The sequence below is a fragment of the Piscinibacter sp. genome (genome assembly GCF_047600445.1).
Classification (GTDB): Bacteria; Pseudomonadota; Gammaproteobacteria; order Burkholderiales; family Burkholderiaceae_C; genus Piscinibacter.
This window is the reverse complement of record NZ_JASGKT010000001.1, coordinates 520,772-540,934: the sequence shown is the minus strand read 5'-3', so window position 1 is coordinate 540,934 and position 20,163 is coordinate 520,772. Positions and strand designations below refer to the sequence as shown.

Below are 20,163 nucleotides of genomic sequence, written 5' to 3'. Positions count from 1 at the left end.
CGGGGCCCCCGAGCGTCACTCCCGGGTCGGGATGTTGCTCAGCTCGGTGTTGGCGTCGATCAGCAGCTTCATCAGCCGCATGAATTCCTTGCGCTCCACCGGCGCCAGCGGCGCCAGCAGGCGCTGCTGCGCCTTCAGCATGCGCGGCACGACGGCCTGCAGCACCTGTTCGCCCTTGCGGGTCGGCGTGATCAGCCGGGCCCGGCGGTCCAGCGGCGAGACGTTGCGCGCCACCAGCCCGCGCGCTTCGAGGCGGTCGATCACGCCGCCGATGGTCGAGGTGTCGTAGCCGATCGTCGTCGCCAGCGTCTTCTGGTCGATGCCCGGCTGGTCGCAGATCGTCTGCAAGGACGAGTACTGCACCGGCGTCAGGCCCAGCTCCGACACCTCCTGCGCGAACAGCGCGACGGCGAGCTGGTGAACCCGCCGCGCGAAGTGGCCGGGCTGAGCCCGCAGGTCAAGCTTCTTCCATTGCTCGCTCATGTCCAGCCGTCCAGCCTCCGCACGGGATTACCCGGATTCTAGGTATTCTGATAGACAGTATGCTTATTATCAGCATCGGGTCCATCGACCCGCATCCATCCCGGACGAAGGAGAAACGATGAGCAGGCGAAGCTTCCTGGCGCGTTGCGCGCTGCTGTGCGGTGGTTCGGCGCTGGCCGGCGCCCCGCTGGGCGCGCTGGCGCAGGGCGACGTGGTGAAGGTGGGGCTGATCTTCTCGATGACCGGCCCGTTCGCCTCCACCGGCCGGCAGCTCGAGGCCGGCGTGCGGCTGTTCCAGGCGCAGCACGGCGACCGGGTCGCCGGCAAGAAGGTCGAGCTGGTCATCAAGGACGATGCCGGCGTGCCCGAGCAGTCGCGCCGCCTGGCGCAGGAGCTGGTGGTCAACGACAAGGTGCAGATCCTCGGCGGCTTCTCGCTGACGCCGCTGGCGCTGTCGGCGGCGCCGGTCGCCACGCAGAGCAAGACGCCGGCGGTGGTGTTCGTCGCCGCCACCTCGAGCGTGATCGACGCCTCGCCGTACTTCGTGCGCAGCAGCTTCACGCTGCCGCAGGTCACGCTGGGCATCGCCGAATGGGCGCCGAAGAACGGGCTGAAGACCGTCGTCTCGCTGGTCAGCGACTACGGCCCCGGCATCGACGCCGAATCGGCCTTCAAGCAGCGCTTCGAGCAGCAGGGCGGCAAGGTCACCGAGGCCATCCGCGTGCCGGTGCGCAACCCCGACTTCGCGCCGTTCCTGCAGAAGGTGCGCGACATCAAGCCCGACGCGGTGTTCGTCTTCCTGCCCGCCGGCGTGGGGTCGGCCTTCATGAAGCAGTTCACCGAGCGCGGGCTGGACAAGGCGGGCATCAAGCTCATCGGCACCGGCGACGTCACCGAGGACGACATCCTCAACGACATGGGCGACGTGGCGCTGGGCGTCGTCACCTCGCACCACTACTCGGCGGCGCATCCCTCGGCCGCCAACCAGAAGTTCGTCGAGGCCTACCGCAAGGCCAACGGCGGCAAGCGGCCGAACTACATGGCGGTGGCGGCCTACGACGGCATGCGGATGATCTATTCGGCGTTGCAGGCCACCAACGGCGCCGCCGGCGACGCGCTGCTCGACGCGATGAAGGGGCAGTCCTTCGAGAGCCCGCGCGGCCCGGTCGTGATCGACGCGCAGACGCGCGACATCGTGCAGGACGTCTACATCCGCCGCGTCGAGCGCCGCAACGGGGAGTTCTACAACGTCGAGTTCGACGTGATGAAGGCGGTCCACGACCCCGGCCGCCGCAAGTGACGCCGGGGGCGCCGATGAACTGGCTGAAGAACGCCTGGTACGTGGCCGGCTTCGCGCACGAGCTGGACGAGGGCCGCGTCGTCGCGCGCCGCCTGCTCGACGTGCCGGTGGTGATGCTGCGCCACTCCGACGGCCGCATCGGCGCGCTGGAGGATCTGTGTCCGCACCGGCTGATGCCGCTGTCCTTCGGCACGCGCGTCGGCGACGAGCTGCAGTGCGGCTACCACGGCATGCGCTTCGGCGTCACCGGCGCCTGCACGCTGGCGCCGGGCCAGGCGCACATCCCGCCGCAGGCCTGCGTGCGCAGCTTCCCGCTGGTGCAGCGCCACGGCCTGCTGTGGATCTGGATGGGCGAGGCCGCGCGCGCCGACGCCGCGCTGATCCCCGACCTGCGCTGGAACGAACACCCCGACTGGACGCCCTCGCGCGGCTACCACCACATCGAGGCCGACTTCCGCCTGTCGGTCGACAACCTGATGGACCTCGGCCACGAGAGCTGGGTGCACCTGCGCACCATCGGCAACGGCGAGGAGGAATGCATCCCCAGCTACCCGGTCAAGTGCAGCGTCAAGGGCGAGGGCCTGCTGCACGCCCACCGGGAGATGCCTGACATCGAGCCGCCGCCCTTCTTCGCGATGGTGCTCGACCACCACGGCCGCATCAACCGCTGGCAGACGGCCGTCTACCTCGCGCCCTCGCTGTGCATGACCGACTTCGGCGTCTACCCCCGCGGCGGCTCGCCCGACGACGCCTACCGCAGCCACGTGCTGCACCTGCTGACGCCCGAGACCACGAAGTCGACGCACTACTTCTGGTCGGTGGCACGCAACCGGCGGCTGCACGATGCGGGCCTGACCGAAGCGATCGCCAAGGCCATCGCCCAGACCTTCGACGAGGACATGGTCGTGCTCGGCATCCAGCAGAAGCAGATCGACCGCCACGGCGGCACGCTGCCGCGCGTGGCGATGAAGGTCGACGAGGCGCCGATCCGCGCGCGGCGCATGCTGGAGGCGCTGCTCGAACGCGAACGCGAGGATCCGGAATTCGTCTACCGGCCGCAGGCGATGATCGAGGACAGCACGCCGGAACTCGGCATGGCCTGAGCCGCGGCGCCCCGCTCGCCGCCTCAGCGCCCCTCGAAGCGCGGCTTGCGTTTGGCGAAGAAGGCCTCGATGCCGCGCGGCATGTCTTCCGAACGGGCGCAGGCGTCGAAGGCCGCGGCCTCGGCGGCGAGCTGCTCGGCCAGGCTGCGGTCGAAGCTGGCGCGCATCAGCCGGCGCATGTGGCCCAGCGCCACCGTGGGCCCGGCGGCCAGGCGTTCGGCGAGCTGCCGCACGGCGTCGTCCAGCTCGGCGGCGGGCAGCACGCGGTTGACGAGCTGCAGGCGCAGCGCCTCTTCCGCGCCGAGCGTCTCGCCCAGCATCGCGATCTCCAGCGCGTGGCGCAGGCCGACGCGGCGCGGCAGCGCCCAGGAGGCGCCCACGTCGCAGCTCGTGCCCAGGTTGATGTAGGCGAGGTTCAGCCGCGTGCCCTCGGCCAGCAGGACGAAGTCGGCCAGCAGCATCAGGCTCATGCCGGCGCCGGCGGCCACGCCGTGCACCTTGGCGATCAGCGGCGCGTCGATGCCGGCCAGCAGCAGCGCGGCTTCGTTCAGCGGGCCCAGCAGCGCCGCCGCGCCGCCGGCGGGGTCGGCGCGCAGCGTGGGCAGGTCGCCGCCGGCCATGAAGCCCTTGCCGGCGCCGCACAGCACGACGGCTCGCACGCCGCGGTCGGCCGCGATGTCGCGCGCCGCGTCGCGCAGCGCGAGCGCCATCGGTACGTCGACGGCGTTGAGCGCCTCGGGGCGGTGGAACTGCAGCGTGACGATGGCGCCTTCGCGCGTCACGCGCAGCGGGGAGGCGGTGGATTCCATGGGCGCCTCGTCAGTGATACAGCGCGTCGATCTCGGCGCCGTAGGTCTTGTAGATGGAAGAGCGCCGCACCTTCATCGTCGCGGTGACTTCGCCGTCGTCGTGGTCCAGCTCCTTGGTCAGCAGGTGGAACTTGCGGATCTGCGCCACCTGCGCCAGGCGCGCGTTGCCCTGGCGGATCTCGGCGTCTATCAGTTCGCGCACCTGCGGCGTTTCCACCAGCGAGCGGAAGTGCGTGAACGGGATGCGCCGCGCCTCGGCCCATTTGCCGACGGTTTCGTAGTCGATCTGCACCAGCGCGGCGACGAACTTGCGGCCCTCGGCGACGATGATGCATTCCTTGATGTAGGGGCTGCCCTTCATCGTGTTCTCGATCTCGGACGGCGTGAGGTTCTTGCCGCCGGCGGTGATCATGATGTCCTTCAGGCGGTCGACGATTCTGATCTGGCCGTCGACCTCCTGCACCACGTCGCCGGTGTGCAGCCAGCCGTCCTGGATGCTTTGCGCGCTGGCTTCGGGGTTCTTGTAGTAGCCCGCGAAGACCATCTCGCCGCGGATCTGCAGTTCGCCCGTGTCGGCAATGCGGTACGCCACGCCCTGCGTCACCGGGCCGACCGTGCCGACGACCACGTGCTCCAGCCGGTGGCCGGTGACCATGCCGGTGGATTCGGTCAGGCCGTAGACCTCGACCAGCGGCACGCCGAGCACGCGGAACCAGCGCACCACGTCGGGCGGAATGGGCGCGGCACCGGTGAGCGCGACGCGCGCTTCGCGCAGGCCGATGAAGTTCTGCAGCGCGCGGAACACCAGCCAGTAGGCGATGAAGAAGCGCAGCCGCTCGCCCGGCGTCCACTGGCCGCGCGGCTTCTCGGCCAGCGGCGTGCAGGCGGCGAAGGCGCGCTCGAACAGCGCGCGGCGCAGCCGGCCGGTCTCCATCATCTTGATGTTGATCGCCGCGTGCAGCTTCTCCCAGATGCGCGGCACGCCGAGGAACATGCTGGGCGCGACTTCGCGCAGGTCTTCCTGCACGGTGCGGATCGACTCGCCGAAGTTGACCTGCGAACCCAGGTAGACCGGGCAGAAGGTGGTCAGCATCTGCTCGGCCACGTGGCACAGCGGCAGGTAGGACAGGTGCGTGGTGGCCGCGTCGAGCTGCAGCCGCTCGACGATGCCGGGCACCACGCCGCGCATGTTGCGCCACGAGATCATCGCGCCCTTGGGCTTGCCGGTGGAACCCGAGGTGTAGATCATCAGGCCGATGTCGTCCAGCGTCTGGCGCGCCAGCGCCGCGTCGATCACGGCGGCGTTGCCGCTGGCGGCGCCGAGCCGTTCCACTTCGTCGAAGGTGGCGATCAGCGCGCGCGCCTCGGGCGCGAAGCTGCGCAGGCCCTTGGTCTCCATCACGATGATCTTCTTCAGCCGCGGCAGCTCGGGCAGCGCCTCCAGCAGCTTGTCGGTCTGCTCCTGGTCTTCGCAGACCATGATCTCGATGTCGGCATGGCCCACGACGTAGGCCACCTCGGGCGTCGGGCTGGTGGGGTACACGCCCACGGTGATGGCGCCGACCAGGCCGGCGCCCATCTGCGCCAGCACCCATTCGATGCGGTTCTCGGCGATCACGCCGACGTGGCCGCCGGCCGACAGCCCCAGCGCCGCCAGGCCGCGGCCGAAGTGGCAGGCGCGCTCGTGGTACTGCGCCCAGGTGACCGGCTTCCAGATGCCGAAGTCCTTCTGCCGGATGGCCACGCGCGCGGCGTCGCTGCGCGCGCGCTCACGCAGCATCTGGGGCAGCGTCAGCTCGGGCAGGCTCATGACAGCCAGCGCTTGCGGCGCTTGTAGTGCTTGATGTTCTTGAAGCTCCTGGCTTCGCCGCCGCCGCCCATGCCGAGGTAGAACTCGCGCACGTCGGGGTCGTTGGCCAGGCGCTCGGCGCTGCCGTCGATGACGATGCGGCCGTTCTCCATGATGTAGCCGGCATGCGCCACGGCCAGCGCCACGGTGGCGTTCTGCTCCACCAGCAGCATGCTGGTGCCGCGCTCGGCGTTGATGCGCGCGATGATGCCGAAGATGTCCTCGGTGAGCTTGGGGCTCAGCCCCAGCGAGGGTTCGTCGAGCAGCATCAGGTCCGGCTCGGCGATCAGCGCGCGGCCGATGGCCAGCATCTGCTGCTCGCCGCCCGAGAGGTAGCCGGCCAGGCCCTTGCGCCGCTCGTGCAGGCGCGGGAAGTAGCCGTAGACGAGGTCGAAGTCGGGCTTCGCCGTTCGACCCCGGCCGGTCAGCGCGTAGCTGGCGGCCACCAGGTTCTCCTCCACCGTCAGGTCCTCGAACACGCGGCGCCCCTCCATCACGTGCGACAGGCCCTGGCGCACCAGCTCCTGCGGCGCGAACGCGGCGGTGCTGCGGCCCTTGAACATCACCGCGCCGGACTCCAGCTCGCCGTTCTCCAGCGCGAGCAGGCCCGAGACGGCTTTCAGCGTGGTGCTCTTGCCGGCGCCGTTGCTGCCCAGCAGCGCCACGATCTGCCCGCGCGGCACGGCCAGCGACAGGCCGCGCAGGGCCTGCACGGCCTTGTTGTAGACGACCTCGATGTTGTTGACTTCGAGGACCCTGTCCGTGGCGAGGGGCTGGCTCATGGCAAGCAAGGAACTTCAGGATTCAGTTGGCCATGACGCCGCACGCCATCCGCAACGCGCACAGCGAGCCCAAACCGAGCACTTGCACGGATCCGGCTTTGCCGGTCCGTAGCAAGGCGCCCCCTCGGGGGGCAGCGACCGGGAGGGAGCGTGGGGGCTCACAGTTTTATCCAGTCGGAGGCGGGCACCATCTTCTGCGCCTTCATGTCGGCGCGGTAGACGCGGCCCACCGGGATCGAGTTGCCGCTGATCGTGATGGGCACGCCGATCAGGCCGCCGGTGTCGAAGTCCTTGATCGTGTTCAGCGCCGCCTTGAGGTTCTTGCCGTTCAGCGGCTGGCCGGCGTCGAGGCAGCGCCTGGCCGATTCGGTGAACAGCATCGCGGCCAGGAAGCCTTGGAGGTAGGCCGTGCTCTGGTACTCCGGGCGCATCGCGCGGATCTTCTCCAGCATCGGCGCCTTCTCGGTGTCGTAGTAGTAGCGGTAGGGCATCACGCCCATGAAGCCGTCGCCGTCGGGGCCCATCTTCATCACGGTCGAGCTGTCCATGGTCCAGAAGGTGCCCATCCACTTGCTGGTCATGCCCTGCTGCTTGCCCTGGGTGACGAACTCGGGAATGGGCGCCAGCACGTAGCCGTGGAAGATGGTGTAGTCGGGCGCGGCGCGGCGCAGCTTGATGACCTCGGTGGACACGTCCACGCTGCCGGCCGGCGTCATGATCTTGATCGGCACCGACAGCCCGAGCTGCTTGGCCAGCGCCTCGCTGGACTCGATCGGGTCGCGCCCGAACTCCGAGTCGGAGTAGACGAAGGCCACCTTGGCGCCGGGCTTCTCCTTGGCGATGTGGCGCAGCAGGATGCCGAACATCTCGGTGTAGTCGGGCCCGACCAGGAACTGGTGGGGATACTTCTTCGGGTCGTTCAGCTCGGTGGCGAACGAGGCGCCGGCCATCAGGATGTTGCCGTTGCGGTCCAGCTCGGGGTTGATGGTCTTGGAGAAGCCGGTCGAGTCGCCGTAGTACAGGTTGACCTTGTTCTGGCTGGTGATCTTCTTGAAGGTGGCCACCGAGACATCCACCTTGTAGGCGGTGTCCTCGGGCACGTAGCGCAGCTTGCGGCCCTTGATGCCGCCGGCGTCGTTGACGATCTTCACGTAGTCCTGGATACCGGCGTTGATGCCCACGCCGGCGAAGGCGAACACGCCGGTCATCGGGATCGAGCCGCCGATGACGATGTCCTCGCTGCCCTGCGCCAGCACGGCCAGCGGATGCGTGAGCGCGGCGGCGCCGGCCGCGCCCAGCAGCAGGCCGCGGCGGCGGGTGGAAATGTGTTGTGCTTGCTGTGCCATGGTTGTCTCCTTGGGGGTCAATTGCGGAACGGCCACAGGTGGAAGAAACGGCGCACGCGGCGCCACATTTCTGCGAGCCCCAGCGGCTCGAAGACCAGAAATCCGATGATCAGCGCGCCGAACACCACCAGGCGCACGGGCGAGAGGAACACGGTCAGCTCGGCGCCGCCGGGCAGCAGGTCGACGACGAGCTTGAGCAGCTCGGGCACCAGGGTCATGAACACCGCGCCCAGGATGCCGCCGAGGATGGAGCCCATGCCGCCGACGATGATGGCGGCGAGGAAGAAGATCGACATCGACAGCGGAAAGCTCTCGGGCGTGACGACGCGGAAGAAGTACGCCCACAGCCCGCCCGCCACGCCGGCGTAGAACGACGACAGGCCGAAGGACAGCAGCTTGTAGCGCAGCAGCGGGATGCCCAGCACCTCGGCCGAGATGTCGCGGTCGCGGATCGCGATGAAGGCGCGGCCGATGCGCGTGCGGAACAGGTTGGCCGCGCCCAGCAGCATCAGCACCGTGACCGGCACGATCAGCCAGTAGATGCGGAACGAGGTGTCGAGGTCGACGCCGAAGAAGCGCGCCGGCTGCATCGAGAGGCCGGCCGTGCCGCCGGTCAGCGCCAGGTTGGCGAACAGGAAGTGCGCGATGAACGAGGCCGCGATGGTGGCGATGGCCAGGTACAGGCCCTTCACCCGCAGCGAGGGCACGCCCACGATCAGGCCGCCCAGCATGGCCACCACGCCGCCGGCGAGCAGGTTCAGCGCGGCCGGCGCGCCCCAGCGCGTCTGCAGCACGGCCACCGTGTAGGCGCCCAGCCCCATGAACGCGGCCTGGCCCAGGCTGACGAGCCCGGTGTAGCCGGTCAGGATGTTCAGCCCCGTCGCGCTGGCCACGTTGATCGCCACCAGGCAGGCCATGTACAGCCAGTAGTCGCTGGCGACGAAGGGGAACAGCAGCAGCAGCGCCGCCGCGATGCCCAGCCACGCCTTCTGCGTGCGCGAGTCGAACAGCGCCGCGTCGGCGATGTAGCTTTCCTTGAGAGTTCCGATGCGCATCAGGCCTCCCTACAGCCTCTCGATCTCGTGCGTGCCGAACAGGCCATAGGGCCGCGCCATCAGGATGACCACGAGCACGACGAAGGTGGCGAGCAGCTTGTATTCGCCCCCGAGGTAGGCACCGGCCAGCGCTTCGACCAGGCCGATGACCAGGCCGCCGAGCAGGGCGCCCAGCACGCTGTCCAGCCCGCCGACGATCACGACGACCAGCACCGACAGCCCGAACACGCCCATGCTCGACGAGATGCCGCCGATCGAGCCGACGATGATCCCCGAGACGGCGGCGAGCATCGCCGACACCACCCAGGCCAGCGAGAACACGCGCGGCACGTTGATGCCCACCGAGTAGGCCGCGGCCTGGTCGCTGGCCGTGGCGCGCAGCGCCACGCCGCCGCGCCAGAAGCGGAACACCAGCAGCACCGCACCGATGAACGCGGCCGCCACCACCGCGCCCCAGAACACCTTGGGCGCGAGGAAGGCCTCGCCGATCATGATCGGCGCGCTGGGCATGAACTCGGGCAGGCGGCGCTGGTCGGCGCTCCAGATCATCTCCACCAGCCCGACCAGCACCGAGCCCAGGCCGACGGTGACCATGAACACCGAGATCGGCGGCTCGCCCAGCAGCGGGCGGATCATCGTGCGCTCGATCACCGCGCCCAGCAGGCCGCTGGACAGCACCGCGGCCGGAATCGCCACCCACAGCGGCAGCGCCCACATCGCGGCGAAGGTGAAGAACAGGTAGCCGCCGGCCATCAGCATCTCGCCGATGGCGATGTTCACGACGCGCGTGGCCTTGTAGACCATCACGAAGGCCAGCGCCGCCAGCGCGTACAGCCCGCCGCCGGCGATGCCGGTCAGGCTGATCTCGAACAGGTAGGCCCAGTCCATCACGCCGCTTCCGCGCCTGCTCTCGCATGCAGCTTGCGGCGCAGCTCGCCGACGTCGCCCGAACCGAGGTAGGCGCGGCCCACTTCCGGGTCGGCCTGCACCACGGCCGGCGTGCCCTGCGCGATGACCTGCCCGAAGTTCAGCACCACGACGTGGTCGGACAGGTCCATCACCATGCCCATGTCGTGCTCCACCATCAGCACCGTCACGCCCCACTCGGCGCGCACGTCGAGGATGAAGCGCGCCATGTCCTCGGTCTCCTCGCGGTTCATGCCGGCGACCGGCTCGTCGAGCATCAGGACCTCGGGCTGCATGGCCAGCGCGCGCGCCATCTCGACGCGCTTTTGCAGGCCGTAGGACAGCGCCGCCACCGGCGCGTGGCGGATGTGGTCGATCTCGAGGAAGTCGATGATGCGTTCCTCGACGTCGCGGCGCAGCTCGGCCTCCTCGCGGCGCGCGCGGCCCAAGTACAGCAGCGCGTCGAACACGTTGGTCTTCAGGTGCGCGTGGCGGCCGAGCTTGATGTTGTCGAGCACCGTCATGCCGCGGAACAGCGCGATGTTCTGGAAGCTGCGGCCCAGGCCCATGCGCGCGCGGCGCGGCGCGCTCACGCGCGTGATGTCCTGGCCGTGGAAGCGGATGCCGCCGGCGGTGGGCCGGTAGAAGCCCGAGATGGTGTTGAACAGCGAGGTCTTGCCGGCGCCGTTCGGGCCGATCACCGCGGTGATGGAGCCGGGCCGCACGTCGAAGCTCACGCCGGTGAGCGCCTTCACACCGCCGAAGGCGAGCGTGACGCCGCTGACCTGCAGCAACGCGGCGGCGGCGTCTTCTCGTCTCGTCTCCATCGGTGCCCTTTTGCGGGTTTGCGCGAACGGACCGTGCTCTACTCTTAAGTAAGATGTCTACTCGCAAGTAGATTCTGGATGGCGGCCTTTCACGGAACATCGGTACTTTCCCGGCGCCACCGGTCCATGACCAAGACCACGCCCACCCCCGAGAAGAAACGCGCCGCGGCGGCCGCGTCGCCCTGGGCCAGCGCGCCCGCGCGCGAGCAGCAGCGCGAGGCCAAGCGCAACGCCGTGCTGAGCACGGCCGCGCAGATGTTCAACGAGCGCGGCTTCCACGCGACCTCGCTCGACGACATCGCCGCGCGGCTGCACGTCTCGAAGCCGACGCTGTACTACTACGTGAAGAACAAGGACGAGATCCTGCTCGCGTGCGTGCGCCAGGGCCTCGCGATGACGCTGGAGGGCATCGAGGCCTCGCGCCGGGCCGGCGGCGACGCGGTGGACCAGTTGCGCGCCTGCATGGAGGTCTACGCGCACATCGTGATGCAGCCCTTCGGCGCCTGCCTGATCCGCGTCGGCGACGAGCAGTTGCCGCCGGACAGCCGCAAGGAGCTGCGGCGCATGAAGGCCGGTATCGACCAGGCCTTCCGCCGGCTGGTGGCGCAGGGCGTGGAAGAGGGCTCGCTGGCGCCCTGCGACCCCAAGGTGACGGCCTTCGTGATCGCCGGCGCGCTGAGCTGGATCGCCCGCTGGTACCGGCCGGACGGCGACTACGACGCCGGGCAGATCGCGCAGCGCTGCGTGCAGACGCTGCTGGCCGGCGTGCTGCAGCGGCCCGCGCCGCCGGCCCCGGCCAGGAAGGTCGGCCGGAAAACGCCGCGTCCTTAGAGCCGGTTGGCGGCGGCTCAGCCGTCGGCGAACAGCCGCACGACGCTGGAGAAGTCCAGAGCGCCGCGTCCGGCGCGCTTGTTCATCGCGTACAGGTTGCGCGCCAGTTCGCCCAGCGGCACGGTGGCGCCTATGCCCATCGCGGCCTCGACGGCCAGGCCCAGGTCTTTCAGCATCAGGTCGTTGCCGAAGCCGCCGCTGTAGCCGCGCGAGGCCGGCGCGTTCTCCAGCACGCCGGGCCAGGGGTTGCAGACCTCGGTGGCCCAGCTCCGGCTGGTGCTGACGGCCATCATCTGCGACAGCGTCTTGGCGTCCAGCCCGTGCGCGACGCCCAGCGCGATCGCCTCGCCGGTGACGGCCATGATCACGCCCAGCGCCATGTTGTTGCACAGCTTGGCCACCTGGCCGGCGCCGGCCGCGCCCATGTGGAAGATGTTCTTGCCCATGGCCTGCAACGCCGGGCGGGCGCGCTCCAGCGCCTCGGCCTCGCCGCCGACGATGAAGGTCAGCGTGCCGGCGGCGGCGCCCGCGGTGCCGCCGGAGACCGGCGCGTCGATCATCGCCACGCCGCGCGCCGCGGCGGCCTGCGCCACCTTCTGCGCCGAGGCCGGCGCGATGGTGCTGCAGTCGATCACCAGCGCGCCGGCGGCGAGCTTGGCCAGCAGGCCCTGCTCACCCAGGTACAGCGCCTCGACGTGGCGGCTGGCCGGCAGCATCGAGATCACCACCGCGGCACCTTCCACCGCCGCCCGCGCCGAGGCCGCGACGGCCACGCCCTGCGCCTGCACCTTGGCGACGGCGTCGGCGCTCAGGTCGAAGGCGGTGACCGCGAAGCCGGCCTTGTGCAGGTTGGCCGCCATCGGGCCGCCCATGTTGCCCAGGCCGATGAAGGCGATGCGGGTTGTGTCGGACATGTCTCGTCTCCTTCGAAGATGCGTCAGGCCAGGTCGGCCAGCGGATGCGTGCCCGCGCGCTGCGGCCGCAGGTGGGCCTCGATCAGCGCCGGCGTCACCTCGTCCAGCGTGGCCGGCTGCCAGCGCGGATTCTTGTCCTTGTCGATCAGCAGCGCGCGCACGCCTTCGGACAGGTCGTGATGCCGGCAGCAGCCGACCGAGGCGTTCCATTCGAGCCGGAACACGTCGGCCAGCGACAGGCGGCGCGCGCGCCGCTGCATCTCGAAGCCCAGCGCCGCCGAGGTCGGCGAGCCCTTGGCGAACGCGGCACCGGCCTGTGCCAGCCAGGGGTCGGCGTCCGACGCCAGCGCGCGCAGGCGCGGCGCGATGTCTTGCAGCCGGTCGTGGCCGATCACCTCGCCGATGCGGTCCAGGTGCGCGCGCAGCGGCGACGCCGGCCGCTCGACGCCGCCGCCCAGGCGCTGCAACAGGTGGCTCAGGCGCGCGGCGTCGGCGTCGCGCTCGCCGTCCCACGCGGCGCCGGCGATCGCTTCGAGCAGCGCGCCATGGTCTTCGTGGCGCAGCAGCGCATCGGCCATGCCGGCGAAGCAGGCGTCGGCGGCGTTGATCGACGTGCCGGTCAGCGCCAGGAACAGCCCGGCGCCGCCGGGCAGCCGCGGCAGCAGCCAGCTCCCGCCGACGTCGGGGTACAGGCCGATGCCGATCTCGGGCATGGCCATGCGCGTCTTCGGCGTCACGACGCGGTGCGAGGCGCCGGCCAGCAGGCCGATGCCGCCGCCCATCACGATGCCGTGGCCCCAGCACAGCAGCGGCTTCGGATAACAGTGGATGCGGTGGTCGAGCCGGTACTCGCGCTCGAAGAAGGCTTCGGCCTCGGCCGGCGCCGCCTGGATCGCGCGGTACAGGCCGACGATGTCGCCGCCGGCGCAGAAGGCCTTGTCGCCGACGGCATCGAGCACGACGCCGGCGACCTGCGGGTCGGCGGCCCAGGCGGCGAGCTGCGGGTCGAGCGCATCGACCATCGCCAGCGACAGCGCATTCAGGCTGGCCGGCGCGTTCAGCGTCGCGCGGCCGAACAGGTGGCCGCTGGCGGTGCGCAGCGTGGTGAAGAGAACCGGATCGTCAGCCATTGCGCCACTCGGGCTGGCGCTTGCCCAGGAAGGCGGCCACGCCTTCGCGCTGGTCGGCGGTGTCGAACAGGTCGACGAAGGCCTCGCGTTCGGCCACCAGCGCCTGCGCCGGCGAGCCGTGGCGCGCGCCCTGGATGAGCTGCTTGCAGGCGCGCACGGCGCCCGGGCTCTGCCGCGCCACCTGCTCGGCCAGCGCCAGCGCGCGCGCCAGCGCCTGGCCGCGCGGCACCACCTCGTCGACCAGGCCGATGCGCGCGGCGGTGGCGGCATCGGCGCGCTCGCCCAGCAGCACCAGACGCTTGGCCCAGCTCTCGCCGACGGTCCAGGCCAGCCACTGCGTGCCGCCGGCGCAGGGCAGCAGGCCGACCGAGGCCTCGGGCAGCGCCATCACCGCGTGCTCCTCGGCGATGCGCAGGTCGCAGGCCAGCGCGCATTCCAGCCCGCCGCCCATCGCATAACCGTTGATCGCGGCGATGCTGACGCCGCCGAAGCCGGCCAGCGCCTCGAACGCGGCGCCGAAGCGGCGCGCCATCGTCGCGGCGACACCCTTGTCGCCATCAGCGAACAGCTTCAGGTCGGCGCCGGCGCTGAAGAACTTCTCGCCGGCGCCGGTGATCACCAGCGCGTAGACCTCGCGGTCGGCGTTCAGCGCGCCCACCAGGCGCTGCAGCGCGGCCAGGCTGTCGGCGGTCCAGGTGTGGGCCGGCGGGTTGTCCAGCGTGACCAGCGCGGTGTGTCCGCGCCGTTCGAGGCGCAGGCCGGTGTAGGTGTCGCTCATCGGATGCTTTCCGTCGCGCCGTCTTGCAGCATGCGCCGCGCGACGATCACGCGCATGATCTCGTTGGTGCCTTCGAGGATCTGGTGCACGCGCGCATCGCGCAGCAGCCGCTCGAGCGGAAATTCCTTCAGGTAGCCGTAGCCGCCGTGGATCTGCAAGGCCTGGTTGCAGACCTCGAAGCCGGCGTCGGTGGCCAGCCGCTTGGCCATCGCGCAATAGACCGCGGCGTCGGGGTCGCCGGCATCGAGCTTGGACGCGGCCAGCCGCACCATCTGCCGCGCCGCGACCAGCTCGGTGGCCATGTCGGCGAGCTTGAATTGCAGCGCCTGGAAGTCGGCCAGCGGCTTGCCGAACTGGCGCCGCTCGTGCATGTAGCGCTGCGCGGCGGCCAGCGCGCCCTGCGCCGCGCCGACCGAGCAGGTGGCGATGTTGATGCGCCCGCCGTCCAGCCCCTTCATCGCGATCTTGAAGCCGTCGCCTTCTTCGCCCAGCCGCTGCGCGACGGGCACGCGCACGCCGTCGAAGCTGATCACGCGCGTGGGCTGGCTGTTCCAGCCCATCTTGGCTTCTTTCTTGCCGTACTGGATGCCGGGGCTGTCGGCCGCCACCAGCAGCGCCGAGATGCCGGCCGCGCCGGGGCCGCCGGTGCGGCACATCACCACCAGCGCGTCGGTGGCGCCGGCGCCGGAGATGAAGGCCTTGCTGCCATTGAGCACGTAGTGCTCGCCGTCGAGCCGCGCCGTGGTCTTCAGCGAGGCGGCGTCGGAGCCGGCGCCGGGCTCGGTCAGGCAGTACGACGCGAGCTTGGCGCCGCTGGTCAGCGGCGGGCCCCACAGCGCGGCGACCTCGGGCCCGGCGAAGCTCGTCACCATCCACGTCGCCATGTTGTGGATGGTGATGAAGGCGGTGGTGGACGGGTCGGCCGCGGCCAGTTCCTCGAACACCAGCGTCGCGTCCAGCCGCGGCAGGCCCAGGCCGCCGTGCTCGGTGGCCGCGTACAGGCCGCAGAAACCCAGCTCGCCGGCCTGCGCGATCACCTCGCGCGGGAAATGCGCCTGCGCGTCCCATTCCGCGGCGCGCGGCGCGAGTTCATTGGCCGCGAACTCGCGCGCGGCCTGCTGGAAGGCGCGCTGTTCCTCCGACAGCTCGAAGTTCACCGCGGCGTCACTTCAGGCTGATCGTCGTGTTGACGCCCGAGGACACGCCGTCCTCGAACCAGCGCGCCGTGACGGTCTTGGTCTGCGTGTAGAACAGCACCACCTGCTTGCCGTAGGGCCCCAGGTCGCCGAGCTTGGAGGCGCGCGAGCCGGTGAACGAGAACATCGGCACCGGCACCGGGATCGGCACGTTGATGCCGACCTGGCCGATGTCGATGTCTTCCTCGAACTTGCGCGCCGCCGCGCCCGACTGCGTGAACACCGCGGTGCCGTTGCCGTTGGGGTTGGCGTTGATCATCGCGATCGCCTCGTCCAGCGTCTCGGCCTCGGCCAGGCACAGCACCGGGCCGAAGATCTCCTGCTCGTAGACCGCCATGCCGGGCTTGACGCCGGAGAAGATCGTCGGCGCGATGAAGTTGCCGGCGGCGGCCTCGCCGCCGATCTGCGGCTTGCGGCCGTCGAGTTCGAGCTTGGCGCCTTCTTCGACGCCGCGCGCGATCAGGCCCTCGACGCGCTCTTTCGCGGCGCACGAGATCACCGGGCCGAGGTCGAGGTTGTCCTTGCCCGGGCCGATCTTCAGCGTCCTGGCCTTGGCGACGATGTCGGGAATCCACTTGCGGGCGTCGCCCACCAGCACCGCCACCGACACCGCCATGCAGCGCTGGCCCGCGGCGCCGAAGCCGGCGCCGACCAGCGCGTTCAGCGTCTGTTCCTTGTGCGCGTCGGGCAGCACCACGGCGTGGTTCTTCGCGCCCATCATGCACTGCACGCGCTTGCCGGCCAGCGAGGCGCGGTTGTAGACGTGGGTGCCGACGCGCGTCGAGCCGACGAAGGAGATCGCCTTGATGTCCGGGTGGTCGCAGATCGCGTCCACCACCTCGGCCGCGCCGTGCACGACGTTGAGCACGCCCTTGGGGATGCCGGCCTCGAGCGCCAGCTTCACCAGCTCCATCGTCACCATCGGATCCTGCTCCGAGGGCTTGAGCACGAAGGTGTTGCCGCAGGCGATGGCCATCGGGAACATCCACAGCGGGATCATCGCCGGGAAGTTGAACGGCGTGATGCCGGCGCACACGCCCAGCGGCTGCAGCCGCGTGTAGGTGTCGACGCCGCCGGCCACGTTCATCGCCAGCTCGCCGAGCTGCAGGTTGCCGATGGCCGCGGCGTGCTCGACGACCTCCAGGCCGCGGAACACGTCGCCTTCCGCGTCGGCCAGGGTCTTGCCCTGCTCGGCGGTCAGCGTCGCGGCCAGCGACTTCATGTTCTCGCGGATGAGCTGCTGGTACTTCAGGAAGATGCGCGCGCGCGTGCCTATGGCCGTCTTGCGCCAGGCCGGGAAGGCCGCCTTGGCCGAGGCCACCGCGGCGGCCACCTCGTCGGGCGTGGCCAGCGGCACGCGCGCCAGCACCTGCTGCGTGGCGGGGTTGACGATGTCGCGCCACTGCGTGGTGCGCGACTCGACGAACTCGCCGTCGATCAGCAAGGGAATCTTCGGGACGGGGGTGGACGACATGGGCTTCTCCTGAGGGTTCGACGAACCTTTGAACTGGGCGGGAAGTTTATCCACCGACTTCACACATTTCAACAAGTTGTTGATGTGCAAGGAAAAACATGCAAAATCTTGCGAACAGAAAAGTATGAGTTTGCGAATCTTGTGAAATGACTCCGACCCGGAAACTCTTCGTCGGCCCGCGCGTGCGGCGCCTTCGCGAGCAGCGCCGCTGGAGCCAGGCGCAACTGGCCCAGCGCCTGGCGCTGTCGCTGAGCTACGTCAGCCAGATCGAGACCAACCAGCGCCCGGTGACGGCCGGCGTGCTGCTGAAGCTGGCCGAGATCTTCGGCGGCGACGCGGCGCAGTTCTCCGAGGAGCACCACCGCCAGCAGCTCGCCGAGCTGGACTTCGCGCTGCGCGACCGCACGCTGCGCAGCGAGCCGCTGCCCGCCGCCGCGCTGGTGCGCCTGACCGAGCAGGCGCCCGAGCTGGTGGACGCCTTCCTGACGCTGCACCAGCGCCACGGCCGCTTGCAGGAGGAACACGCGCAGACGGTGGACCGCTTCTACGGCGAGCTGGGTGCCGATGCCGGCAGCGGGCGGGCGCGCGAGGCGCTGGTGCCACTGCCTTACGAGGAAGTACGCGACCACTTCAACCGCCGCAACAACTACCTCGACACACTCGACCGCATCGGCGAGACGCTGGCCGGCGAGCTGAAGCTGGTGCCCGGCCAGCGCGCCGCGGCGCTGCGCGCGGCGCTGCGCCAGCGCTGCGGCATCGAGGTGACGGCCGAGACCGACGCCGAAGACGGCACCTGGCTGCGCCGGCTCGACGCCTCGCGGCGCCGGCTGGTGATTCCGGCCAACCTGACCGATGCGCAGCAGGCCTTCCAGATCGCCAGCCAGTACGCGCTGCTGGCGCACCGCGACGCGATCGAGGCCGAGGTGCGCGACGGCGGCTTCGCCGACCCGGCCACGCAGGCGCTGTCGCGCCAGGGCCTGGCGCACTACGTGGCCGGCGCCACGCTGCTGCCGTACCGCGAATTCCTCGCCGCGGCGCGCGCCTGCCGCTACGACATCGAGCTGCTGCAGCAGCGCTTCCACGTCGGCTTCGAGACGGTGTGCCACCGGCTCTCGACGCTGCAGCGCGGCGGCGCCAGCGGCGTGCCGTTCTATTTCGTGCGGCTCGACCAGGCGGGCAACGTCTCGAAGCGGCAGAGCGCCACGGCCTTCCACTTCGCGCGGCACGGCGGCGCCTGCCCGCTGTGGCACGTGCACGAGGCCTTCGCGCAGCCCGAGCGCATCCTGACGCAGGTGGCCGAGATGCCCGACGGCACGCGCTTCTTCGGCATCGCGCGCACCACCAGCCGCGGCGGCGGCGGCTTCCGCTCGCGGCGCAAGCTGTTCGCCATCGGGCTGGGCTGCGAGCTGGGCCACGCGCGCGAGCTGGTCTACGCCGACGGCATCGACCCGCAGCAGCCGCGCGACGTGGTGCCGATCGGCCCGGGCTGCCGCATCTGCCCGCGCGCCGACTGCGTGCAGCGCGCCTTCCCGCCGGCCGGCAAGGCGCTGCTGGCCGACAGCGACGTGGAGTCGCTGGTGTCGTACCGCTTCAGCAGCGACTGACGCCGCGCGGCCTCAGCCGACCTTGACTTCGCTGACCTGCAGCACCGGCTGCGCGTCGGTGTAGTTGGGGATGTCGCCCAGGATCTCGGCGCCATGCTGGCCCATCGCGGCGCTGAAGGCTTCCACCGAGGTGCACTTGAGCGAGCCGATGGCCACGTAGGGCGCGCCCTGGCCCGGGGCGCCGCCGGCCAGGCCGGCGTCGACGGTGAAGCCCACGCAGGCCGCGCCCAGCCGCGCCTTGACCATGGGCATGTGCTTCTCGCAGTAGTACTGCATGTCGAAGCGGCCGCCGGGCTGGTTGGGGTACAGGATGTGGACGGTGATCATCGGAACGTCTCCTCGCGGGGCGCACCCGCGGCGTGGGTTGAGGGTGAGGGGTTATCGCATGCGGGCCGGATCGCGGCGATGTGGGATTCGCCCGGAGGGCCGCGGGGCCGGACGTGTCAGGCTGGCACACCCGACCCATGCTGGATCAGCCCATTTCGGCGAGCAGCTCGCCGACCGCCGAGACCGGCACCACGTCGACGCCGTCGCGGAGCGGAAAGCGGCGCTCCACCGGGGCCACCACCACCGTGCGCTGCGGCTTCAGGTCGGCACGTGCCTGCCAGAAGCCCTTGCTCACCGTGGGCGCGGATGAGAACTTGACTTCGATGCCCAGCGTGCTCCGCCCGGCCTGCACGACGATGTCCATCTCGGCCCCGGCGGCGGTGCGGTAGAAGCCGAGCTGCGCGCCCGCGGGCAACTGCGCGGCGACCTGCTCGACCACGAAGCCTTCCCACGACGCGCCGACGATGGGGTGGCCTTGCAGGTCCGACAGGCTGGCGATGTTCAGCAGCGCATGCAGCAGGCCGCTGTCGCGGATGTAGGTCTTGGGCGACTTGACGAGGCGCTTGCCCACGTTGGGCAACTGCGGCTCGAGCCGGCGCACCAGCATCGTGTCCACCAGCAGGTCGAGGTAGCGCGTGGCGGTGCTGTGCGACGCGCCGCCCAGCGACAACCCGAGCTGCGAGGCGTTGAAAAGCTGCCCCTGCAAATGCGCCAGCATGCGCCAGAAGCGGTGCAGCGCATCGGCCGCCACGCCCACGCCCATCTGCGGCAGGTCGCGCTGCACAAAGGCCTGGATGAAGTCCTGCCGCCAGGAATAGGCCAGGCGCTCGCTCGGCGCGAGGTGCGCCAGCGGAAAGCCGCCGCGCAGCCAGAGCCGCTGCAAGGCGGCCAGGTCGGGCGCCACCTCGCCGGCCAGCAGCGGCGTCAGCTCCAGGTGGCCCACGCGCCCGGCCAGCGACTCGGCGCGCTGGCGCAGCAGCGCGCCGCCGGCCGAACCCAGCAGCAGGAAGCGGCCGGGCCGCCGGTGGGCGTCGATCTCGGGGCGCAGGTGCACGAACAGGTCGGGCAGCATCTGCACCTCGTCGAGCACGACCAGCTTGTCGCGGTGCTGGGCCAGGAACAGCTCGGGCTCCGCCAACTGCGCCCGGTCGGCGGGGCGCTCCAGGTCGAGGAACAGCGCGCCGGGGTGCCGCGCCGCGACGGCCCGGGCCAGCGTGGTCTTGCCCACCTGGCGCGGGCCGAGCAGCACGACGCCGGGGTAGAAGGCCAGGCGCTCTTCCAGCGCAGGGAGCAGTGCGCGTTCGATCATCATTGCATTTTGACTACGTCATGATCCAAATACAAGGATGATGCTTCCGAGGAAGCTCACCCCACCCCGGCGGGGTGGGGCGCGGCGGGGCGTCCGCCCCCAGACTCCGCGCCCTTCGACACCCGACCAAGGAAACCCCG

19 protein-coding genes are annotated in these 20,163 nt (G+C 70.4%); 4 read left to right on the top strand and 15 right to left on the bottom strand.

Going from position 1 to position 20,163, the window contains the following annotated elements:
* Positions 1-15 precede the first annotated feature (15 nt).
* A complete protein-coding gene (locus tag QM792_RS02505; protein ID WP_415147601.1) occupies positions 16-483 on the bottom strand; it encodes a MarR family winged helix-turn-helix transcriptional regulator in 468 nt (155 codons plus the stop codon).
* 118 nt (positions 484-601) lie between these two features.
* Here QM792_RS02505 and QM792_RS02500 point away from each other — a divergent pair, with 118 nt between their 5' ends.
* Together QM792_RS02500 and QM792_RS02495 are read left to right on the top strand one after the other, a co-directional pair.
* Positions 602-1,783, top strand: coding sequence for an ABC transporter substrate-binding protein (locus tag QM792_RS02500; RefSeq protein WP_415147600.1), 1,182 nt, complete (start codon positions 602-604; stop codon positions 1,781-1,783).
* 14 nt (positions 1,784-1,797) lie between these two features.
* Positions 1,798-2,886, top strand: a complete 1,089-nt coding sequence (locus QM792_RS02495) for a Rieske 2Fe-2S domain-containing protein (RefSeq protein WP_415147599.1) — start codon at positions 1,798-1,800, stop codon at positions 2,884-2,886.
* 23 nt (positions 2,887-2,909) lie between these two features.
* Here QM792_RS02495 and QM792_RS02490 read toward each other — a convergent pair whose 3' ends face one another.
* The 7 genes from QM792_RS02490 to QM792_RS02460 all read right to left on the bottom strand — a co-directional run bounded on the left by QM792_RS02490 (position 2,910) and on the right by QM792_RS02460 (position 10,460).
* Positions 2,910-3,695 carry an enoyl-CoA hydratase/isomerase family protein gene (locus QM792_RS02490; protein WP_415147598.1) on the bottom strand — a complete coding sequence of 262 codons (786 nt, stop codon included), beginning with the start codon at positions 3,693-3,695 and terminating at the stop codon, positions 2,910-2,912.
* Between the two features lie 10 nt (positions 3,696-3,705).
* Entirely contained in the window at positions 3,706-5,505 is a 1,800-nt protein-coding gene (locus QM792_RS02485) for an AMP-dependent synthetase/ligase (protein WP_415147597.1), read from the bottom strand.
* Positions 5,502-6,326 carry an ABC transporter ATP-binding protein gene (locus tag QM792_RS02480; protein ID WP_415147596.1) on the bottom strand — a complete coding sequence of 275 codons (825 nt, stop codon included), beginning with the start codon at positions 6,324-6,326 and terminating at the stop codon, positions 5,502-5,504. Before QM792_RS02480 ends, QM792_RS02485 begins: the two co-directional genes overlap by 4 nt.
* Before the next feature lie 158 nt (positions 6,327-6,484).
* Positions 6,485-7,672, bottom strand: a complete 1,188-nt coding sequence (locus QM792_RS02475) for an ABC transporter substrate-binding protein (protein WP_415147595.1) — start codon at positions 7,670-7,672, stop codon at positions 6,485-6,487.
* Positions 7,673-7,689: 17 nt separating this feature from the next.
* Complete coding sequence (locus QM792_RS02470; RefSeq protein WP_415147594.1) at positions 7,690-8,727, bottom strand: branched-chain amino acid ABC transporter permease; 1,038 nt, start codon at positions 8,725-8,727, stop codon at positions 7,690-7,692.
* Between the two features lie 9 nt (positions 8,728-8,736).
* The gene (locus tag QM792_RS02465; protein WP_415147593.1) at positions 8,737-9,615 is read right to left on the bottom strand and encodes a branched-chain amino acid ABC transporter permease; all 879 of its coding nucleotides are present in this window, start codon (positions 9,613-9,615) and stop codon (positions 8,737-8,739) included.
* The gene (locus tag QM792_RS02460) at positions 9,615-10,460 is read right to left on the bottom strand and encodes an ABC transporter ATP-binding protein (protein ID WP_415147592.1); all 846 of its coding nucleotides are present in this window, start codon (positions 10,458-10,460) and stop codon (positions 9,615-9,617) included. Before QM792_RS02460 ends, QM792_RS02465 begins: the two co-directional genes overlap by 1 nt.
* Before the next feature lie 126 nt (positions 10,461-10,586).
* On the opposite strand from QM792_RS02460, the gene QM792_RS02455 reads away from it, so the two are divergent.
* On the top strand, positions 10,587-11,291 hold the full coding sequence (locus tag QM792_RS02455) for a TetR/AcrR family transcriptional regulator (RefSeq protein ID WP_415147591.1): 705 nt from the start codon (positions 10,587-10,589) through the stop codon (positions 11,289-11,291).
* Between the two features lie 17 nt (positions 11,292-11,308).
* On the opposite strand, the gene mmsB is transcribed toward QM792_RS02455, so the two are convergent.
* The 5 genes from mmsB to QM792_RS02430 are packed head-to-tail and all read right to left on the bottom strand — an operon-like array spanning position 11,309 to position 16,783.
* Positions 11,309-12,205 carry a 3-hydroxyisobutyrate dehydrogenase gene (gene mmsB / locus QM792_RS02450; RefSeq protein WP_415147590.1) on the bottom strand — a complete coding sequence of 299 codons (897 nt, stop codon included), beginning with the start codon at positions 12,203-12,205 and terminating at the stop codon, positions 11,309-11,311.
* A 23-nt stretch (positions 12,206-12,228) separates the two neighbouring features.
* Positions 12,229-13,335 (bottom strand): enoyl-CoA hydratase/isomerase family protein, encoded by a 1,107-nt coding sequence (locus QM792_RS02445; protein WP_415147589.1) that lies wholly within the window; start codon positions 13,333-13,335, stop codon positions 12,229-12,231.
* Positions 13,328-14,113: an enoyl-CoA hydratase gene (locus QM792_RS02440; protein ID WP_415147588.1), complete on the bottom strand. Its 786-nt coding sequence runs from the start codon at positions 14,111-14,113 to the stop codon at positions 13,328-13,330. The genes QM792_RS02445 and QM792_RS02440 overlap by 8 nt, the downstream gene beginning before the upstream one ends.
* Positions 14,110-15,270 (bottom strand): acyl-CoA dehydrogenase family protein, encoded by a 1,161-nt coding sequence (locus QM792_RS02435; protein WP_415147587.1) that lies wholly within the window; start codon positions 15,268-15,270, stop codon positions 14,110-14,112. The genes QM792_RS02440 and QM792_RS02435 overlap by 4 nt, the downstream gene beginning before the upstream one ends.
* 7 nt (positions 15,271-15,277) lie before the next feature.
* A complete protein-coding gene (locus QM792_RS02430; RefSeq protein ID WP_415147586.1) occupies positions 15,278-16,783 on the bottom strand; it encodes a CoA-acylating methylmalonate-semialdehyde dehydrogenase in 1,506 nt (501 codons plus the stop codon).
* A gap of 146 nt (positions 16,784-16,929) precedes the next feature.
* On the opposite strand from QM792_RS02430, the gene QM792_RS02425 reads away from it, so the two are divergent.
* A complete protein-coding gene (locus QM792_RS02425; protein WP_415147585.1) occupies positions 16,930-18,387 on the top strand; it encodes a helix-turn-helix domain-containing protein in 1,458 nt (485 codons plus the stop codon).
* 12 nt (positions 18,388-18,399) lie between these two features.
* Here QM792_RS02425 and QM792_RS02420 read toward each other — a convergent pair whose 3' ends face one another.
* Both QM792_RS02420 and QM792_RS02415 read right to left on the bottom strand, forming a co-directional pair.
* Positions 18,400-18,714 (bottom strand): EthD family reductase, encoded by a 315-nt coding sequence (locus tag QM792_RS02420; RefSeq protein ID WP_415147584.1) that lies wholly within the window; start codon positions 18,712-18,714, stop codon positions 18,400-18,402.
* 145 nt (positions 18,715-18,859) lie between these two features.
* Positions 18,860-20,023, bottom strand: coding sequence for an ATP-binding protein (locus tag QM792_RS02415; RefSeq protein ID WP_415147583.1), 1,164 nt, complete (start codon positions 20,021-20,023; stop codon positions 18,860-18,862).
* Between the last annotated feature and the right edge of the window lie 140 nt (positions 20,024-20,163).

Bases quoted from the DNA above. Each gene is read 5' to 3' on its own strand.
- QM792_RS02505 (WP_415147601.1), bottom strand. From the start codon at position 483: ATGAGCGAGCAATGGAAGAAGCTTGACCTGCGGGCTCAGCCCGGCCAC.
- QM792_RS02500 (WP_415147600.1), top strand. From the start codon at position 602: ATGAGCAGGCGAAGCTTCCTGGCGCGTTGCGCGCTGCTGTGCGGTGGT.
- QM792_RS02495 (WP_415147599.1), top strand. From the start codon at position 1,798: ATGAACTGGCTGAAGAACGCCTGGTACGTGGCCGGCTTCGCGCACGAG.
- QM792_RS02490 (WP_415147598.1), bottom strand. From the start codon at position 3,695: ATGGAATCCACCGCCTCCCCGCTGCGCGTGACGCGCGAAGGCGCCATC.
- QM792_RS02485 (WP_415147597.1), bottom strand. From the start codon at position 5,505: ATGAGCCTGCCCGAGCTGACGCTGCCCCAGATGCTGCGTGAGCGCGCG.
- QM792_RS02480 (WP_415147596.1), bottom strand. From the start codon at position 6,326: ATGAGCCAGCCCCTCGCCACGGACAGGGTCCTCGAAGTCAACAACATC.
- QM792_RS02475 (WP_415147595.1), bottom strand. From the start codon at position 7,672: ATGGCACAGCAAGCACAACACATTTCCACCCGCCGCCGCGGCCTGCTG.
- QM792_RS02470 (WP_415147594.1), bottom strand. From the start codon at position 8,727: ATGCGCATCGGAACTCTCAAGGAAAGCTACATCGCCGACGCGGCGCTG.
- QM792_RS02465 (WP_415147593.1), bottom strand. From the start codon at position 9,615: ATGGACTGGGCCTACCTGTTCGAGATCAGCCTGACCGGCATCGCCGGC.
- QM792_RS02460 (WP_415147592.1), bottom strand. From the start codon at position 10,460: ATGGAGACGAGACGAGAAGACGCCGCCGCCGCGTTGCTGCAGGTCAGC.
- QM792_RS02455 (WP_415147591.1), top strand. From the start codon at position 10,587: ATGACCAAGACCACGCCCACCCCCGAGAAGAAACGCGCCGCGGCGGCC.
- mmsB (WP_415147590.1), bottom strand. From the start codon at position 12,205: ATGTCCGACACAACCCGCATCGCCTTCATCGGCCTGGGCAACATGGGC.
- QM792_RS02445 (WP_415147589.1), bottom strand. From the start codon at position 13,335: ATGGCTGACGATCCGGTTCTCTTCACCACGCTGCGCACCGCCAGCGGC.
- QM792_RS02440 (WP_415147588.1), bottom strand. From the start codon at position 14,113: ATGAGCGACACCTACACCGGCCTGCGCCTCGAACGGCGCGGACACACC.
- QM792_RS02430 (WP_415147586.1), bottom strand. From the start codon at position 16,783: ATGTCGTCCACCCCCGTCCCGAAGATTCCCTTGCTGATCGACGGCGAG.
- QM792_RS02425 (WP_415147585.1), top strand. From the start codon at position 16,930: ATGACTCCGACCCGGAAACTCTTCGTCGGCCCGCGCGTGCGGCGCCTT.
- QM792_RS02420 (WP_415147584.1), bottom strand. From the start codon at position 18,714: ATGATCACCGTCCACATCCTGTACCCCAACCAGCCCGGCGGCCGCTTC.
- QM792_RS02415 (WP_415147583.1), bottom strand. From the start codon at position 20,023: ATGATCGAACGCGCACTGCTCCCTGCGCTGGAAGAGCGCCTGGCCTTC.